The organism is Streptomyces thermocarboxydus (assembly GCF_024760485.1).
Taxonomy (GTDB): Bacteria; Actinomycetota; Actinomycetes; order Streptomycetales; family Streptomycetaceae; genus Streptomyces; species Streptomyces cellulosae.
The window spans coordinates 6,648,025-6,664,220 of sequence record NZ_CP058273.1 but is presented as its reverse complement, the minus strand read 5'-3'; the positions used below and the strand labels follow the sequence as shown (position 1 = coordinate 6,664,220).

Annotated in this window: 16 protein-coding genes and 2 pseudogenes; 10 read left to right on the top strand and 8 right to left on the bottom strand. The window is 73.0% G+C overall.

From position 1 onward, the window contains the following. Positions 1-4 precede the first annotated feature (4 nt). Together AY578_RS30450 and AY578_RS30445 are read left to right on the top strand one after the other, a co-directional pair. On the top strand, positions 5-556 hold the full coding sequence (locus AY578_RS30450) for a LysR substrate-binding domain-containing protein (RefSeq protein WP_136237565.1): 552 nt from the start codon (positions 5-7) through the stop codon (positions 554-556). Positions 557-672: 116 nt separating this feature from the next. Next, a pseudogene (locus AY578_RS30445) lies at positions 673-777 on the top strand (IS200/IS605 family transposase); the annotation flags it as partial. A 162-nt stretch (positions 778-939) separates the two neighbouring features. Here the strand turns inward: AY578_RS30445 and AY578_RS30440 are convergent. Both AY578_RS30440 and AY578_RS30435 read right to left on the bottom strand, forming a co-directional pair. After that, complete coding sequence (locus AY578_RS30440; protein ID WP_136237566.1) at positions 940-1,728, bottom strand: nucleotidyltransferase domain-containing protein; 789 nt, start codon at positions 1,726-1,728, stop codon at positions 940-942. Positions 1,729-1,765: 37 nt separating this feature from the next. Beyond that, entirely contained in the window at positions 1,766-2,302 is a 537-nt protein-coding gene (locus AY578_RS30435; protein WP_019521339.1) for a cysteine hydrolase family protein, read from the bottom strand. Positions 2,303-2,429: 127 nt separating this feature from the next. Here AY578_RS30435 and AY578_RS30430 point away from each other — a divergent pair, with 127 nt between their 5' ends. After that, positions 2,430-2,852 carry a pyridoxamine 5'-phosphate oxidase family protein gene (locus AY578_RS30430; RefSeq protein ID WP_019521340.1) on the top strand — a complete coding sequence of 141 codons (423 nt, stop codon included), beginning with the start codon at positions 2,430-2,432 and terminating at the stop codon, positions 2,850-2,852. Positions 2,853-2,973: 121 nt separating this feature from the next. After that, entirely contained in the window at positions 2,974-3,420 is a 447-nt protein-coding gene (locus AY578_RS30425) for a type II toxin-antitoxin system PemK/MazF family toxin (RefSeq protein WP_019521341.1), read from the top strand. On the opposite strand, the gene AY578_RS30420 is transcribed toward AY578_RS30425, so the two are convergent. After that, the gene (locus tag AY578_RS30420) at positions 3,395-4,267 is read right to left on the bottom strand and encodes a TIGR02452 family protein (RefSeq protein WP_028959045.1); all 873 of its coding nucleotides are present in this window, start codon (positions 4,265-4,267) and stop codon (positions 3,395-3,397) included. The two genes, AY578_RS30425 and AY578_RS30420, sit on opposite strands and share 26 nt — an antisense overlap. Before the next feature lie 300 nt (positions 4,268-4,567). Here AY578_RS30420 and egtA point away from each other — a divergent pair, with 300 nt between their 5' ends. Genes egtA through egtD form a run of 4 tightly spaced genes read left to right on the top strand, consistent with a single transcriptional unit; the run spans position 4,568 to position 8,929 of the window. Further along, positions 4,568-5,899 (top strand): ergothioneine biosynthesis glutamate--cysteine ligase EgtA, encoded by a 1,332-nt coding sequence (gene egtA / locus AY578_RS30415; RefSeq protein WP_161108723.1) that lies wholly within the window; start codon positions 4,568-4,570, stop codon positions 5,897-5,899. Continuing rightward, entirely contained in the window at positions 5,896-7,215 is a 1,320-nt protein-coding gene (egtB, locus tag AY578_RS30410; protein ID WP_258906469.1) for an ergothioneine biosynthesis protein EgtB, read from the top strand. Before egtA ends, egtB begins: the two co-directional genes overlap by 4 nt. Next, positions 7,215-7,970: an ergothioneine biosynthesis protein EgtC gene (gene egtC, locus AY578_RS30405; RefSeq protein WP_258906467.1), complete on the top strand. Its 756-nt coding sequence runs from the start codon at positions 7,215-7,217 to the stop codon at positions 7,968-7,970. The genes egtB and egtC overlap by 1 nt, the downstream gene beginning before the upstream one ends. Beyond that, entirely contained in the window at positions 7,967-8,929 is a 963-nt protein-coding gene (gene egtD, locus AY578_RS30400; protein ID WP_215048726.1) for an L-histidine N(alpha)-methyltransferase, read from the top strand. Before egtC ends, egtD begins: the two co-directional genes overlap by 4 nt. A gap of 30 nt (positions 8,930-8,959) precedes the next feature. Here the strand turns inward: egtD and AY578_RS30395 are convergent, their stop codons facing one another. Continuing rightward, a complete protein-coding gene (locus AY578_RS30395; protein ID WP_258906465.1) occupies positions 8,960-10,210 on the bottom strand; it encodes an extracellular solute-binding protein in 1,251 nt (416 codons plus the stop codon). A 213-nt stretch (positions 10,211-10,423) separates the two neighbouring features. Between AY578_RS30395 and AY578_RS30390 the strand changes: the two genes are divergently transcribed. Next, positions 10,424-10,639, top strand: a complete 216-nt coding sequence (locus AY578_RS30390; RefSeq protein ID WP_019521348.1) for a dodecin — start codon at positions 10,424-10,426, stop codon at positions 10,637-10,639. A gap of 13 nt (positions 10,640-10,652) precedes the next feature. On the opposite strand, the gene AY578_RS30385 is transcribed toward AY578_RS30390, so the two are convergent. After that, positions 10,653-11,153, bottom strand: a complete 501-nt coding sequence (locus AY578_RS30385; RefSeq protein WP_019521349.1) for a phosphatase domain-containing protein — start codon at positions 11,151-11,153, stop codon at positions 10,653-10,655. 59 nt (positions 11,154-11,212) lie between these two features. Here AY578_RS30385 and AY578_RS30380 point away from each other — a divergent pair, with 59 nt between their 5' ends. Then, complete coding sequence (locus AY578_RS30380; protein WP_258906458.1) at positions 11,213-12,232, top strand: LLM class flavin-dependent oxidoreductase; 1,020 nt, start codon at positions 11,213-11,215, stop codon at positions 12,230-12,232. A 39-nt stretch (positions 12,233-12,271) separates the two neighbouring features. Here the strand turns inward: AY578_RS30380 and AY578_RS30375 are convergent. The 3 genes and pseudogenes from AY578_RS30375 to AY578_RS30365 form a co-directional block, all read right to left on the bottom strand. Further along, a pseudogene (locus AY578_RS30375) lies at positions 12,272-13,302 on the bottom strand (DUF2382 domain-containing protein). A 197-nt stretch (positions 13,303-13,499) separates the two neighbouring features. Then, entirely contained in the window at positions 13,500-14,249 is a 750-nt protein-coding gene (locus AY578_RS30370; RefSeq protein ID WP_019521352.1) for a succinate dehydrogenase/fumarate reductase iron-sulfur subunit, read from the bottom strand. Next, positions 14,246-16,195 carry a fumarate reductase/succinate dehydrogenase flavoprotein subunit gene (locus AY578_RS30365; protein WP_019521353.1) on the bottom strand — a complete coding sequence of 650 codons (1,950 nt, stop codon included), beginning with the start codon at positions 16,193-16,195 and terminating at the stop codon, positions 14,246-14,248. The genes AY578_RS30370 and AY578_RS30365 overlap by 4 nt, the downstream gene beginning before the upstream one ends. Position 16,196: the final 1 nt, after the last annotated feature.

Here is a 16,196-nt window from a genome sequence, read left to right as displayed (position 1 = left end):
GCGCATGCTCCGCGGGGGTGCCGTGGACGTGGCGCTCGCCTACCACTTCGACGGACCCCTGCCCGGCCTGCGGGGCCCGGGACGCGACGTGCGGTGGATCCCCCTGACGGAGGACCCGCTGCACGTCGTCCTTCCCGGGACGCACCCGCTGGGCGGCCGCCCGGTCCTGAACCTCGCCGGGCTCGCGGACGAGCCCTGGGTGCTCGGCTGCCTCAAGACCGAGGCGTATCTGCGCCGTTACGCCGAGCAGGCGGGCTTCAGCCCGGACGTCCGGGGCAGCACGACGGACTACTTCTTCGCACGCTCCCTCGTAGCCGCGGGTGTGGGCCTGTCCCTGATCCCCACCGTCGCGCTGACCCCCGCGCTGCCGGGCGTGCGGGCCGTACCGCTCGACGCGCCGACGCCGGCCCGGCACATCGGGGCCGCCGTACTGCGCCGCCCGGCCCGTCCGGAGGTGACGAACTTGATCGAGGCGCTGCGGCAGCACGCGGAAGCGACCGCGCCCCCGGGCCACCGGCCGCAGCCGGCTGCTCGGGCCGACCCGCCTCGCCCTTGAACGGTCACGCGGGTTCGGGCGGCTGGGTATCCGGGCAGACACGCCTGTCTTGCACGATCGGCCGCGGTTGCCGGGAACGAAGGCGGGCTGCGGTACGGCCGGGTCAACCAGGCGGTCATGCACGGCCGGTTCTGGTCGCCCCGTACTTCGCGGGCTCGTGCGGCGGTGCGCCGCTCCAGGTGGTCAAGGACTACATCGCGCAGCAGAAGCGGCCGGACTGAGCGCGGCCGGCCGTGGGCGCGGGTGAACAGTGCAGACCCGTGCCCACGGCTGAGGTCAGAGCAGTCTTGAGACACGATTCACCCCCGGCCTGAAGGCCGGGGCACTCTCGCAAGATCAGAGGTGGGCCCGGGTTCCGCTTCCCGGCCCGTGGGCGCGCGGCCTCAGACCCCGGCCGCCGCGGCCGCTTCCTCCACCCGCCCGGCCACCCACGCCAGAAACGACCGCACCTCGTCCGCGGGCAGCACGGCCGCCTCCGCCCGAGGGCGTTCGAAGCTGCGCAGCGCCTCGGTGATCAGGGGCTCGAAGGCGGGTTCGGACGCGGCGACGATCTCCCCGGCCCTGCGCTTGGGAAACCAGTGGCCGGTACGGCAGTGGACGGTGGCGCGGCAGCCGTTGAGCACCCGGTTGTCCGCCAGGTGCCCGTCACCGTCGGCGTGTTCGCGTACGGAGGCGCGGAGCGCGGCCAGCACCGTGGGCCGGTCGGGGGCGGCGATCACGTCCCGCGCCGGTGCGCCGTACAGCGGGAGTCCGGCCTGGTGGGCGACGGAGCGGTCGATGACGTACCAGAAGTCGGAGGCGTCCGCGGGGTCGTAGCCGGCGCGTTCGGGCAGGGCTGGTCCGGTGTTGAGGTCGAGCAGATAGCCCGCCTCGCCCGACGGGCGGGCGGCGAAGTCGGCCGCGTAGACGACGAGTTCGAGACCGGCGGCGGGGCAGGGCAGCTCGGGGTGGGCCAGCGCCGCGGCCAGCGCGGACAGGTCCGCGTGCGGCGGGGCGGGGTCCACCACGACCGTCACGTCGACGTCGCTGCGCCCGTGGCGGTAGTCGCCCAGGGCGAGCGAGCCGACGGCGAGGACGCTCACCAGGCGGTCGCCGCAGACGGCGGAGGTACGGCGGACCAGCTCCTCCAGATAGGCGCGCAGTTCCGGCGGCGGGAGGGAGGGACGGCTCATGCTCCCAGTGTCGCCCCCGTGGGGCGCCCGGTCCGGGTCACGTCCACAGCTCCCCGCTGTGGCACACCCGTGCACCCATGTTGCGTTCCATCATCCGCAGGGCCGCGTCCGCCAGATCCTCGTGGATGTGCGCGACGGCGTCCCGGGGGACGGTCACCTGGAAGTGCCGGATGTGCGCGTCGAGCGAGGAGTACAGCACGCACTGCTCGGTCACCTGCCCGACCAGTACGAGCTGGTCGATGCCCTGCTGCGTGAGCAGATAGCTGAGCGGGGTCTCGAAGAAGATCGAATGCCGGGCCTTGACCACGAACAGCGACGACTCGTCCGGCACCAGCGGCTCGACCAGATGCGCGTGCGGCCCCGCCAGCGCCTTGTCGAGCAGCTCCCCGTGGTGGGAGCGCCACTCGCCGAAGTTGTCGTTGACGTAGATCACCGGCGCCTCCTGCCGCCGCGCCCGCTCCAGCAGCCCGGAGATCTTCGGGACCACCGTCTCGGCGGACGGGAGCAGCTGGTCGGCGTCCGGGTGGTCGTAGGTGTTGATCATGTCGATGACGATCAGTGCGGTCTTGCCCATGTCTTGAGGGTTCCACCGGGACGGAGGGTCAGGCATCTCGGGAGGACCGGCGGCGCCGGCCGTACTCCGACGTCAACGGGGCCGTCCGGCCCTAGTCGGGGCCCGGTCCGCGGCCGACGATGGGGAAATGATCCACAGCGATGGCTTCCGGGCGCTCGACCGGCAGGAGTGTCTGCGCCTGCTGGGCAAGGCGCCGGTCGGACGCGTCGTGTACACGCGGCAGGCGCTTCCCGCGGTGCTGCCGGTGAACTTCACCCTGGACTCGGACGGGTCCGTGGTGCTGTGCACCTCCGCGGGCTCCGACCTGGTGCGGGCCGTCGACGGGGTGGTGGTGGCGTTCGAGGCGGACGACTTCCACGCCGGGCGCCGGTCCGGCTGGAGCGTGGTGGTGACCGGACGGGCGGAGGCGGTGACCGACCCGGGCGAGCACGAGCGGCTGCTGCGCACCGGTCCCCGGTCGTGGATGCCGCTGCGGGACGGCGTGTTCGTGCGGATCGAGAGCGAGATGGTGACGGGGCGGGAGCTGACGGGCGTCGACGGCAGACCCTAGTCGCTGCTGGTCGCCTCCGGTCGCCTCTGGTCGACTCTGGTCGCCTCTCGGCCGGTTGATCCCCTCGGCCGATCAACCCCCTTGATCGGTACCGCCGGACGGGTGACGTACGGTACGGCCTGTGACCGCCTATACCCCTGAAGACACCCCGGGCCGTTACGGCCCGTACGCCACCGTCGAGACCGAGCCGCGCTCGGTCGGCCGGGTGCGTACCGAATACTCACCCGCGCACGACGGCGACCCGGACCCGGGCGAGATCGTCTGGACCTGGGTCCCGTTCGAGGAGAACGACGGCCGCGGCAAGGACCGGCCGGTGCTGGTCGTGGCGCGGGAGGCGGCGGGCACGTTCCTCGCCGTGCAGCTGTCGAGCAAGGGGCACGCCGGGGACCGGGACTGGGTGCCGATCGGCAGCGGTCCGTGGGACCGGTCGGGGCGCGACTCCTGGGTGGCCGTGGACCGGGTGCTGCGGCTGCACGAGCAGGGCATGCGCCGGGAGGCGTGCGCGCTGGACCGGATGCGGTTCAACTCGGTGCGTCAGCGACTCAGGGAGCGCTACGGCTGGCAGTGACCTCCGCGGGCGCGTCCACCAGGTCCGCGAACGTCCGTTCGAACGCGGTGCGGGTCGCGCCCTCGCGGGTGCGGTCCAGGATGCCGAAGACGACGTGGGCGAAGGCGCCTTCGAAGCGTCCGCCCGGGCCCAGGTGCGTACGGAACGCCTCCGCGACCTGGGCCGGGTCGTTGCGGAACACGCCGCAGCCCCAGGCGCCGAGCACCAGCCGCCGGTAGCCGTGGTGGGCCGCGGTTTCCAGCACGCGGCCCGCGCGGCGGACGAGCGCGCCGGGCACCTCCCCCACGCGCTCGGGCGCCTTGGACCGGATCACGCCCGCGTTGGGCGCCGGTGACGTGAGGAAACCGGCTGGGAACGGGGCGTCCAGCAGGGCTCCGCGGTCGTCGCGGAACACCGGCACGGCCGGGGTGTGGATCACCCGGTCGGTGTAGAACGGGTCGCGGTGGGCGCGGTGGTGCTCGTAGAAGCCCGGCGCCCGCAGCAGGCACGTGTACAGCGCGGAGGCGCGGCACAGGGCCTCCTCCTGGGCCTGCGCGCCGTTGAGGTAGCCGCCGCCCGGGTTGCGCGCGGAGGCGAAGTTGAGGACGGCCACGGGGTCCGGTGCGCCCTGCCCGGTGGTGAGGCGGCGGGCGGCGGCCAGGCTGCTCTCGCCGGTCACCTCGAAACGGGTGGGCGCCGGATCGAACTCCGGCACCGTGACCGGGTCCGGCCCGTGCAGCGTGGTGCCCTGCCGGGCCGCCTCCACGGCCGCCCCGATCTCCACCTCGCGGCCGTCGGGCGCCCGGTAGACGCCCTCCGCCACGATCCGCTCGGTCTCCCGCGCGATCCCCCGCAGCCGCGCGCTCACGGCGCCACCCCCGTAGCCGCCGTGACCGCGCCGCTCGTCTTCCCCCTCGTCGTGCTCACGCGAGCATCCTGAGCGATGCTGGTGAGGCGGCGCAACGAGGTTTTCGCCGCCCCGGACGGCCCGGGACCGGAGGCGAAAAGCCCCGGTGACAGGCGCGACGCGGAGGTGACCGGCCTCTTACGCCCCGCTGGGCGCCCTTGTGCGCGGCGGGCCGAGGGTTTTGGGTGGACGCGTTGGTGCCGGCCCGGACCGACCGGGCAACGGGCCGGCGACATGGTGGTGTCTCAGGAGGATTCCCGCATGTCAGATCCGTCGAGCGGTTGTGCGCCCTCCCGCACGGCCGTCACCGAAGCCGAGGCGGAGGCCCTGATACGGGGCATCTGCTTCAAGACCGGACCGCCCCGCCGTATCGGTGTGGAGGTCGAATGGCTGGTCCATGAGTCGCGCGACCCGCGGCTCCCCGTCTCCCGTGAACGACTCGAGGCGGCCTACGCCGCACTGCGCGAGGTGCCCCTGCGGTCGGCGCTCACCGTCGAGCCCGGCGGCCAGCTGGAGCTCAGCTCGCCGCCCGCCGCGTCCCTCACGGAGTGCCTGACCACCGTCTCCGCCGACCTGGACGCCGTACGCGCCGTCCTGGGCCGGGACGGGCTGACCCTGGCCGGCATGGGCCACGACCCCTGGCAGATCCCCCGCCGGTTCCTCCGGCAGCCGCGCTACGACGCGATGGAGACCGCTCTCGACCGCACCGGCGCGGCCGGCCGGTTCATGATGTGCACCTCCGCCTCCGTGCAGGTCTGTGTGGACGCCGGGTACGAGGAGCCCGGCCCGCTCGGGCATGTACGCCGCTGGTGGATGGCGCATCTGCTGGGCGCCGTCCTCATGGCGGCCTTCGCCAACTCCCCCGTCTCCGCGGGCCGGCCCACCGGCTGGCTCTCCACGCGGCAGCTGCGCTGGGCGCAGATCGGCGCCGGACGGGCCGGCGCGCCCGCGCTGGACGCCGACCCGCGCACCGCCTGGGCCCGGCATGTGCTGGACGCGCCCGTGATGTGCGTGCGCCGGGACGACGACGGGCCGTGGGAGGTGCCGGAGAACCTGTCGTTCCGGCACTGGACGCGCCGCCGGGCGCCGCGCGCGCCCACCCAGGACGATCTGGACTACCACGTCACGACGCTGTTCCCGCCGGTCCGCCCGCGCGGTCATCTGGAGCTGCGGATGATGGACGCGCAGCCCGGCGAGGACGGCTGGACCGTGCCGCTGGCGGTGACGGCGGCGCTGTTCGACGACCCGGAGGCCGCCGAGACCGCGTACCGGACGGTGAAACCGCTGGCCGAGCGGACGGGGGGCCTGGCCGCCCCCCATAACCCGCTGTGGCGCGACGCGGCCCGTGACGGGCCGGCGGACCCGGAGCTGCGGGAGGCGGCGGCCGTCTGCTTCGCGGCGGCGCTGGCCGCCCTGCCCCGGCTCGGGGCCGCGACCGCCCTGGTCGACCGGGTAGCGGCGTTCCATGACCGCTACGTCGCCCGGGGCCGCTGCCCCGCCGACGACGTGCTCGACACGTGGCGCGCACACCCGGACGGGTCCGGCGCGCCCCTCTTCACCACCCACCCGCACGGGAAGGACACCCCCTCATGACCGACCCCGCCCTCGACGCCGAAACCCTGCGTGAGCGCGCGGTCGCCTCGCTGGTCGTCGCGCGGGACCGCACCACGCTGCTGACCAGCTGTGTGGAGGAGCCCGACCTGACCGCGCAGCACTCGCCGCTGATGTCGCCGCTGGTGTGGGACCTGGCGCACATCGGCAACCAGGAGGAACAGTGGCTGCTGCGCGCGGTGGCCGGGCACGAGGCGATCCGTCCCGAGATCGACAGCCTCTACGACGCCTTCGAACACCCCCGCGCCGAACGCCCCAGGCTGCCCCTGCTGTCGCCCGAGGAGGCCCGCCGGTACGCGGCCGACGTGCGCGGACGCGCGCTGGACGTGCTGGAGCGCACGGCGTTCGACGGCACCCGGCTGACCGAGGCCGGGTTCGCCTTCGGGATGATCGCCCAGCACGAGCAGCAGCACGACGAGACCATGCTGATCACCCACCAGCTCCGCAAGGGCCCGGCCGCGCTCACCGCGCCCGACCCGGAGCCGGTGACGCCGTACACGGGACCGGCGGAGATCCTGGTGCCGGGCGGCCCGTTCACCATGGGCACCTCGGCCGAGCCGTGGGCGCTGGACAACGAACGGCCCGCGCACCGGCGGGAGGTGGCGCCGTTCTGGATCGACGCCACGCCCGTCACCAACGGCGCGTACCTGGCGTTCGTCGAGGACGGCGGCTACGAAGAGCCGCGTTGGTGGACGCCGGAGGGCTGGGCGCACGTGCGCCGTGCCCGGCTCACCGCGCCGCTGTACTGGCGCCGGGAGGGCGGCCAGTGGCTGCGGCGCCGCTTCGGCGTCACCGAACCGGTGCCGCCGGACGAGCCGGTGCTGCACGTGTGCTGGTACGAGGCGGACGCGTACGCCCGCTGGGCGGGGCGCCGGCTGCCCACCGAGACGGAGTGGGAGAAGGCCGCCCGGCACGACCCGGCCACGGGCCGCTCGCGGCGCTATCCGTGGGGCGACGCCGACCCGACGCCCGAGCACGCCAACCTCGGCCAGCGTCATCTGCGTCCGGCGCCGGCCGGCAGCTACCCGGCGGGCGCGTCGCTGCTGGGCGTACGGCAGCTGATCGGGGACGTGTGGGAGTGGACGGCGTCCGACTTCCTGCCGTACCCGGGCTTCCGGGCGTTCCCGTACCGGGAGTACTCGGAGGTGTTCTTCGGGCCTGAGTACAAGGTGCTGCGCGGCGGTTCGTTCGCCGTGGACGCGGTGGCCTGCCGGGGCACGTTCCGCAACTGGGACTATCCGATCCGGCGGCAGATCTTCTCCGGGTTCCGCACCGCCCGCTCGGTGGAGGGCGTCTGATGTGCCGTCATCTGGCGTACGTGGGCCCGGCGGAGCCGCTGGGCGCGCTGGTGGTGGGGCCGGAGCACGGGCTGTACCGGCAGTCGTGGGCGCCCCGCCGGCAGCGGCACGGGACGGTCAACGCGGACGGCTTCGGCGTGGGCTGGTACGCCGGCGGCGACCCGGTCCCGGCCCGCTACCGGCGGGCCGGGCCGATCTGGGCGGACCTGTCGCTCACCGACCTGGCACGGGTGGTGCGCACGGAGGCGCTGCTGGCCGCTGTGCGGGACGCGACGCTGTCGGGCGCCGACGCGGAGGCGGCCGCGGCGCCCTTCGCGTCCGGGGCGTGGCTGTTCAGCCACAACGGCGCGGTGCCGGGCTGGCCCGGCTCGCTCGCGCCGCTGGCCGCGGCCCTGCCCGCCGGGGACCTGCTGTCGCTGGAGGCCCGCAACGACTCGGCGTTCGTGTGGGCGCTGGTGCTGGCCCGGCTGCGGGCCGGCGACGCCATGGGGCAGGCGCTGGCCGACACGGTCGCCGAGGTCGCGGCAGCGGCCCCGGAGGCCCGGCTGAACCTGCTGCTCACCGACGGCGCCACGATCACCGCGACCGCGTGGGGGGACACCTTGTGGTACCTCGCCCGGCCCGGCGGGGGAACCGTCGTCGCCTCCGAGCCCTATGACGACGACCCGCACTGGCAGGAGGCACCCGACCGCACCCTGCTCGCCGCGAGCCGCACCGATGTTCTGCTCACCCCGCTCAAGGAGCCCCTCACGTGAGTCCGTTCCGCCTGACCCGCACCCTCCCCGAGGACGCCGCCGGCGCCGCGCTGCGCGCCGACGTCCGCGCGGGACTGACCGGCAGCCCCAAGGCGCTGCCGCCGAAATGGTTCTACGACGCACGGGGCAGCGAGCTGTTCGAGGAGATCACCGCGCTGCCCGAGTACTACCCGACGCGCGCCGAGCGGGAGATCCTGCTCGCCCGCTCGGGCGAGATCGCCGCCGCGTCCGGCGCCCGCACCCTGGTCGAACTGGGGTCGGGCTCCTCGGAGAAGACACGGCATCTGATCGACGCCCTGGACGGGCTGCACACCTACGTTCCGGTCGACGTCAGCGAGTCCGCGCTGGCCAGGGCGGGGCGGGCGCTGGCCGCCGAGCGGCCGGGGCTTGAAGTGCACGCGCTGGTCGCGGACTTCACCGCCGAGCTGACCCTGCCGGACACCCCGGGGCCGCGCCTGGTGGCGTTCCTCGGCGGCACCATCGGCAATCTGCTGCCGGACGAACGGTCCGCGTTCCTCTCCAAGGTGCGCGCCCTGCTCGCCCCGGGCGACGCGCTGCTGCTCGGCACGGACCTGGTGAAGGACGAGGAGACACTGGTCCGGGCGTACGACGACGCGGCCGGGGTGACGGCCGCGTTCAACAAGAACGTGCTGAACGTCGTCAACCGCGAACTGGGCGCCGACTTCGACCCTGACGCCTTCGAGCATGTGGCGGTGTGGGACCCGGAGCACGAGTGGATCGAGATGCGGCTGCGCTCGCGCACCGCGCAGTCCGTGAAGATCCCGGCGCTGGAGATGGTCGTGGACTTCGCGGAGGGCGAGGAGCTGCGCACCGAGGTGTCGGCGAAGTTCCGGCAGGAGGGAGTGCGTGCGGAACTGTCGGCCGCGGGGCTGGATCTGACCCGGTGGTGGACGGACGAGGCAGGGCGGTTCGCGCTGTCGCTGAGCGTGGCCCGCTGAGGGTGGCCGGGTGAGCCTCATCCGGCGGACTCACTCGAAGGCGAGGGTCTCCGTGATGCGCCGCGCGGCGCGCTCGGCCTCCTTCTCGGGGTCGGCGCCGGTGAGTACCTTCGTCATGTATTCCTTGATCGGGTTGTCGGCCTCGACCACGCTCCACCGGGGCGTGGCCGGGGTCGCCCGGCCGCGTGCGGCACCGGCCGCCATGGCCTCCAGGCCCTCCTCCCCCGCGACCGAGCCGGCGAGGTCCGCCTTGTTGGGGACGTAGTTCATGGTGCGGGCGAGGTCGGTGTTCCAGCGGGCCCCGGTGAGCGCGGCGACGACCTCGACGGCGGCGTCCTCGGAGTCGGTGCCGGCCGGGACGACGAGGTCGGAGCCGCCGGTGAAGACGGCGCCGGGGCGGCCGGGTTCCTTGCCGGGGACCGGGAAGTAGCCGATCTTGTCCTCGAGTGCGGGGTTCTGCTGGACGACGGCGCGGACCAGTCCGGGGACGGCGACGATCTGGGCGACGTTCCCCTCGGCGAACACGCCTGCCTGGGGCGGGTGTTCCTCGTCGGCGTCGACGGGGCCGTCGCCGAGCTTCTGCAGCCGCCGGTAGAAGTCCATGCCGCGCAGCGCCGCCTCGCTGTCGAGGGCGCCCTTCCAGACGCCGCTGCCCTCGGTGGCGAGTTCGCCGCCCTCCTCCCAGATGAACCCGGCGAGCGTGTACCAGTCCTGTCCGGCGAGGTAGATGCCCTGGGTGTCGCCGGTGTCGAGCCGTTCGGTGGTCTCCAGCCATTCGTCGCGGGTCTTCGGCGGGGTGACGCCGGCCGCGCGGAACAGGTCCTTGCGGTAGACGACGACGCGGTTCGCCGCGTACCAGGGGATGCCGTACTGCTGGGAGCCCCAGCGGCCCGGTTCGGCGAGGCCGGGGAGCCAGTCGTCGCGGCCCCAGTCGCGCATGGACTCCAGGGTGAGGTCGAGCAGGCCGTCGCTCTCGGCGTAGGCGGACACCTGGGTGTTGCCGACCTCGATGACGTCGGGTCCGTCCGGGTCCTCGCCGCGCAGCGCCTGCTGGACCTTCTCGCCGATGCCGGTCCACTCCTGGATGCGGATGTCGAGGTCGAGCGTCTCGTGCTCGCGCTCGAACTCCTCGGTGAACCGGTCCAGGAAGTCCTGCGAGGCGCTGTGCTGCATCAGCCACACGGTGACGGTGCGCCGCTCCTCCGCGCTGTCGGACATCACCCCGCAGCCGGTGAGCAGGGAGGCGGACACACAGACGAGGGCGAGCAGACGGCGTCTCACGTGGGGTCCTGTTTCTGTCTGGCGGACAGGGGGCGGGGCCCGGCGTGGGGGGCGAGCCGGAGCTCGGACGGGTGCCAGCATCTTGGTATGGACCAATGCCCGGGTCAAGGGCGTCAGGCGAACGGGGCCGACGCCTCGCGCCCCGACCCGGGGTGGGGCACGGTGGAGTGACGTGTGCCACTGGCGGCCCGGCCGCCGTGAGAGGAGCAGAGCATGTCGAACCACACCTACCGGGTCACCGAGATCGTCGGCACCTCGCCCGACGGGGTGGACGCGGCTGTCCGCAACGGCATCGAGCGGGCCTCGCAGACGCTCCGCAATCTGGACTGGTTCGAGGTGACGCAGGTGCGCGGGCAGATCGAGGAGGGGCGCGTCGCGCACTACCAGGTGGGCCTGAAGGTGGGCTTCCGGCTGGAGGAGACGGACTGAGCCGTACGACGGCTCAGGTGCGGCCCTCGCGCTCCTGCGCGTCCTTCAGCTCGTCCGAGGGGGTCGCCCAGCGCGCGTGGACGACGGTGAAACCGGCCCGGCGGGCGTCCTCGCAGACCAGCTCGTCGTCGTCGACCAGCATCCGCACCTCCCGGGTGCGGGCCAGGCGGCGCAGCACGGCCAGCTTGGTGATCCGGGCGGGCCGCCGGTCGGCGTTGCCGCGCATGTGCAGCTCCCCCTCGGGCAGCCCCTGTGCGGCCAGCCAGTCCAGGGTGTCGCGGCGGCAGCGCCCGGGCCGGCCGGTGAGATAGACGATGTCGCACGTCTCGGCGCTCTCCCGCACCAGCGCGATCCCCTCGGCGAGCGGCGGGTCCTCAGGCGCGGCGGCGAAGAAGCCGTCCCAGTCGCGCGGCCTGCGCTCCAGGAAGTGCTGGCGGTGCGCGGTGGAGGCGAGGGTGTTGTCGAGGTCGAACACGGCCAGCGGACGCTGCGCGCGGTCGGTGCGGTGGGTCACCCTGACACCCTAGAGGGGCGCCTCAGGAATCCTGGCGGCTCCCCCGTGTTGAACCCGGTATGAGTTCCGTGATCGCCGCGACCCGCTTCTCCGTCCTCGACCGCTCACGGGTGCGTGACGGTCACACCGCGCCCGAGGCACTGCGGGACACCGTCGAACTCGCGCGGGAGGCGGAGCGGCTCGGGTACCACCGGTTCTGGGTGGCCGAGCACCACGGGGTGCCCGGGGTGGCCGGTTCCGCGCCGACCGTGCTGGCGGCGGCGGTCGCGGGGGCGACCCGCACGATCCGCGTCGGCACCGGCGGGGTCATGCTGCCCAACCACCGTCCGCTGGTCGTGGCCGAGCAGTTCGGGGTGCTGGCCTCGCTGTTCCCGGACCGGATCGACATGGGGCTGGGCCGCTCGGTGGGGTTCACCGACGGGGTGCGCAAGGCGCTCGGGCGCGACAAGGGCGACGCGGAGGACTTCGCGGGCCAGCTCGACGAGCTGCTCGGCTGGTTCGAGGGCACCTCCCCCACCGGGGTGCACGCCCGGCCGTCGGAGGGGCTGGCCGTGCCGCCGTTCGTGCTGGCGATGGGCGAGGGCGCGGACATCGCCGCCCGCGCCGGGCTGCCGATGGTCATCGGCGACCTGCGCGACCGTGACCGGATGCGGCGCGGCGTCGACCGCTACCGCGAGCGGTTCCGCCCCTCCGCGTGGGCGGAGGAGCCGTACGTGGTGATCTCCGGGACGGTGGCGGTGGCGGAAACGCCCGAGCGGGCCCGGCGGCTGCTGGTGCCGGAGGCCTGGTCGATGGCGTACTCCCGCACTCACGGCGCCTTTCCGCCGCTGCCGCCCGCCGAGCGCGTCGAGTCCCTCGCCATGACCGCCAAGGAACGCGGCTTCTACGAGGCGGGGCTGGCCGGACAGCTCGCCGGCACCGAGGAGGAGGTCGAGCCGGAGCTGGAGGCGGTGCTGAAGGACACCGGCGCCCAGGAAGTCCTCGTCACCACCAGCACCTACGACCGTGACGCGCTGCTGGACTCCTATCGGCGGCTCGCCGCGCTCGCGGAGCTCGACGGCAGCGCGACGCGCCGGTGAGCACACCGGCGCGTCGAGGGGGAGAGCGAGGACGGGGGCTTACCGCTCGCGGTCCCGGCCCGGCATGTCACGGCCGCGGCCGGGGGTGTCCCCGCGGTCCTTGCGGCCGGACTCGTCGGTCATCTCCGTCTCGGCCTCGATGCGCTCCTTGCGCACCCGGCCGCGCACGGTCTCGTTCGTGACCTTCTCCTCGGTGGTCATCCGGACGCGCTCGACCGGCACGGCCTCGGTGGACACCACGGGGCGCTCCTCGTGCAGCGTGACCTCGTGCTGGTCCTCCTTGAAGGACGGCCCGGACATGGCCTCCTGGCGGTTGGCGTCCGTGATCGGCTCGCGCTCCACGCGTACTTCCTCGTGGCGGACCGGGACGGTCTGCTGGACCTCCTCGGTCACCACGTACTTGCGCAGGCGTGCCCGGCCGCTCTCGTGGCGTTCGACGCCGACGTGCATGCGCTCCTCGGAGCGCGTCATCGCGTCGCTCGTGCCGCGCGTGCCGGCCTCGCCGCGGCGGGACATGGCGCCGGCCGCGCCGGACCGTTCGGCGGTGGTGCCCTTGGCGCCGGCCGCGGAGGACATGCCCCCTGCGTGCCCGTCATGCCGGCCGCACCGGAGGTGCCGGACGTGTCCCGCGGCGTCCGGTCGCGCGCCGCCGTGCCCGCGGCGCCCGCCGCTCCGGCCGCGCCCGCGGCGCCGGCGGTCCCGGCCTTGCCCGTGGCGGTGTCGGTGTCCTTCGGGTCGGTGAGGACGTTGTCCCAGTTGATGCCGTAGTACTCGTAGAGCCGGTGCTCCTCGTCCACCGACAGGTGGCCACCCGCGTCGATGTCCACGCTGGGCGCGCCCTTCACCTTGTCCTTGGGGTAGGGCACCTCGAGATGGTCCTGGACCATGGAGGCGTCACGGATGGGTATGAACGACTCACTGGAGCCGAACATCCCGGTCTTGACGGTCACCCACTCGGGGCGTCCACTCGCGTCGTCGAGGAAGACGTGCTTCGCGTCGCCGATCTTGTTGCCGTCCCCGTCGTACACGGGGTGATCCAGCAGGATCGAGATCTCTTCGCGGGTGATCATCTGTCATCACCCTCCTCTCAGGTCACACCTCTCCGGTTCTCCTGATCAGGAGGTAAAAAACAGGACGAAAGTAATTAATCGCACTTTATTTTCCACAGTGCGACAGACGGTGTCGTGGAACGCGAGACGGGGCCGGAAGGAGCACCTTCTCCCGGCCCCGCCCGTCCGCACCGTACGGCGAACGTCTCTGGAGGCGGCTACCGCTTGCCGGCCTTGCGGGTGGCCCGCAGCCACTCCTTGTTCATGCCCGTGATGGAGGTCAGCGGGATGCCCTTGGGGCAGGCGGTGGCGCACTCGCCGGCGAGGGTGCAGCCGCCGAAGCCCTCCTCGTCCATCTGCGCCACCATGTCCAGCACCCGGGTCTCCCGCTCGGGGGCGCCCTGCGGCAGCACGTTCAGGTGGTTGATCTTGGCGGAGGTGAACAGCATCGCCGCGCCGTTGGGGCAGGCCGCCACGCAGGCGCCGCAGCCGATGCACTCGGCGTGCTCGAAGGCGAAGTCCGCGTCCGGTTTGGGCACCGGGGTGGCGTGCGCCTCGGGGGCGGCGCCGGTGGGCGCGGTGATGTAGCCGCCGGCCTGGATGATGCGGTCGAAGGCGGAGCGGTCGACCACCAGGTCCTTGATCACCGGGAAGGCCGCGGCCCGCCACGGCTCGATGTCGATGGTGTCGCCGTCCTTGAAGGACCGCATGTGCAGCTGGCAGGTGGTGGTGCGCTCGGGCCCGTGGGCGTCGCCGTTGATGACGAGTGAGCAGGCGCCGCAGATGCCCTCGCGGCAGTCGTGGTCGAAGGCGACCGGGTCCTCGCCCTTGAGGATGAGCTCCTCGTTGAGGGTGTCGAGCATCTCCAGGAAGGACATGTCCGGGGAGACGCCGTCCACCTCGTACGTGGACATGGCGCCGTCGGCGTCGGCGTTCTTCTGGCGCCAGACGCGCAGGGTGAGCTTCATGCGTAGCTCCGCTGGGTGGGGTGGACGTACTCGAAGACCAGGTCTTCCTTGTGCAGGACCGGAGCCTCGCCGGTCCCGGTGAACTCCCAGGCGGCCGCGTAGGAGAACTCGTCGTCCTTGCGGGCCGCCTCGCCGTCCGGCGTCTGGGACTCCTCGCGGAAGTGGCCGCCGCAGGACTCGGTGCGGTGCAGCGCGTCGAGGCACATCAGCTCGGCGAGCTCCAGGTAGTCGACGACGCGGTTGGCCTTCTCCAGCGACTGGTTGAACTCCTCGCCGGTGCCGGGCACCTTGATGCGCCGCCAGAACTCCTCGCGGATCTGCGGGATGCGCTCCAGGGCCTTGCGGAGTCCGGAGTCGGTGCGGGCCATGCCGCAGAACTCCCACATCAGCTCGCCGATCTCGCGGTGGAAGGAGTCCGGGGTGCGGTCGCCGTCGACGGACAGCAGCCGCTCGATGCGCTGCTCGGTCTCCGTCAGGGCCTCCCGCACGGCGGGGTGGCCGTCGGTCACCTCGTCGAGCTTGGGGTTGCGGCCGAGGTAGTCGTTGAGGGTCGCCGGCAGCACGAAGTAGCCGTCGGCGAGGCCCTGCATCAGCGCGGACGCGCCGAGCCGGTTCGCGCCGTGGTCGGAGAAGTTGGCCTCACCGATCGCGAACAGGCCCGGGATGGTGGTCTGGAGGTCGTAGTCGACCCACAGGCCGCCCATCGTGTAGTGCACGGCGGGGTAGATCCGCATCGGCACCTCGTACGGATCCTCGTCGGTGATCCGCTGGTACATGTCGAAGAGGTTGCCGTACTTGGCCTCGACGGCCTTGCGGCCCATGCGCCTGATGGCGTCTGCGAAGTCCAGGTAGACGCCCTGGCCGCCGGGGCCCACGCCCCTGCCCTCGTCGCAGACGTTCTTCGCGGCTCGGGAGGCGATGTCACGGGGCACCAGGTTGCCGAAGGACGGGTAGATGCGCTCCAGGTAGTAGTCGCGCTCGTCCTCGGGGATCTGCGCCGGCGGCCGGGTGTCGCCCTTCGCCTTGGGCACCCAGATACGGCCGTCGTTGCGCAGCGACTCGCTCATCAGCGTGAGCTTGGACTGGTGGTCGCCGGTGCGCGGGATGCAGGTGGGGTGGATCTGGGTGAAGCAGGGGTTGGCGAAGTACGCCCCGCGCCGGTGCGCGCGCCAGATCGCGGTGGCGTTGGAGTTCATGGCGTTCGTCGACAGGTAGAAGACGTTGCCGTAGCCGCCGCTCGCCAGGACGACGGCGTCCGCGAAGTACGTGGAGATCTTCCCGGTGATCAGGTCGCGGGCGACGATGCCGCGGGCCCGGCCGTCCACGACGATCAGGTCGAGCATCTCGGTGCGCGGGTGCATCTCCACGTTGCCGGCGGCGATCTGCCGGCTGAGCGCCTGGTAGGCGCCGAGGAGGAGCTGCTGGCCCGTCTGGCCGCGGGCGTAGAAGGTGCGGGAGACCTGGACTCCGCCGAAGGAGCGGGTGTCGAGCAGGCCGCCGTACTCGCGGGCGAAGGGCACGCCCTGCGCGACGCACTGGTCGATGATCTCGACGGAGATCTGCGCCAGGCGGTGCACGTTGGACTCGCGGGCGCGGAAGTCGCCGCCCTTCACGGTGTCGTAGAAGAGCCGGTGGATGGAGTCGCCGTCGTTGCGGTAGTTCTTCGCCGCGTTGATGCCGCCCTGCGCGGCGATCGAGTGCGCGCGGCGCGGGGAGTCCTGGTAGCAGAACTGGACGACGTGGTAGCCCTGTTCGGCGAGCGTGGCGCCGGCGGATCCGCCCGCGAGGCCGGTGCCGACGACGATGACGGTGTGCTTGCGCCGGTTGGCGGGGTTGACCAGCTTGGCCTCGAAGCGGCGCGTGTCCCAGCGCTCGTGGACCGGTCCGGCCGGGGCCTTGGTGTCGGCGACCGGGGCGCCGGTCGTGTAGTCGGTGTACGAGGTCATG

What these genes read in the sequence shown, in the direction of transcription:
- AY578_RS30450 (WP_136237565.1), top strand. Translation starts at nt 5, where the DNA reads ATGCTCCGCGGGGGTGCCGTGGACGTGGCGCTCGCCTACCACTTCGAC.
- AY578_RS30440 (WP_136237566.1), bottom strand. Translation starts at nt 1,728, where the DNA reads ATGAGCCGTCCCTCCCTCCCGCCGCCGGAACTGCGCGCCTATCTGGAG.
- AY578_RS30435 (WP_019521339.1), bottom strand. Translation starts at nt 2,302, where the DNA reads ATGGGCAAGACCGCACTGATCGTCATCGACATGATCAACACCTACGAC.
- AY578_RS30430 (WP_019521340.1), top strand. Translation starts at nt 2,430, where the DNA reads ATGATCCACAGCGATGGCTTCCGGGCGCTCGACCGGCAGGAGTGTCTG.
- egtA (WP_161108723.1), top strand. Translation starts at nt 4,568, where the DNA reads ATGTCAGATCCGTCGAGCGGTTGTGCGCCCTCCCGCACGGCCGTCACC.
- egtB (WP_258906469.1), top strand. Translation starts at nt 5,896, where the DNA reads ATGACCGACCCCGCCCTCGACGCCGAAACCCTGCGTGAGCGCGCGGTC.
- egtC (WP_258906467.1), top strand. Translation starts at nt 7,215, where the DNA reads ATGTGCCGTCATCTGGCGTACGTGGGCCCGGCGGAGCCGCTGGGCGCG.
- AY578_RS30390 (WP_019521348.1), top strand. Translation starts at nt 10,424, where the DNA reads ATGTCGAACCACACCTACCGGGTCACCGAGATCGTCGGCACCTCGCCC.
- AY578_RS30380 (WP_258906458.1), top strand. Translation starts at nt 11,213, where the DNA reads ATGAGTTCCGTGATCGCCGCGACCCGCTTCTCCGTCCTCGACCGCTCA.
- AY578_RS30370 (WP_019521352.1), bottom strand. Translation starts at nt 14,249, where the DNA reads ATGAAGCTCACCCTGCGCGTCTGGCGCCAGAAGAACGCCGACGCCGAC.
- AY578_RS30365 (WP_019521353.1), bottom strand. Translation starts at nt 16,195, where the DNA reads ATGACCTCGTACACCGACTACACGACCGGCGCCCCGGTCGCCGACACC.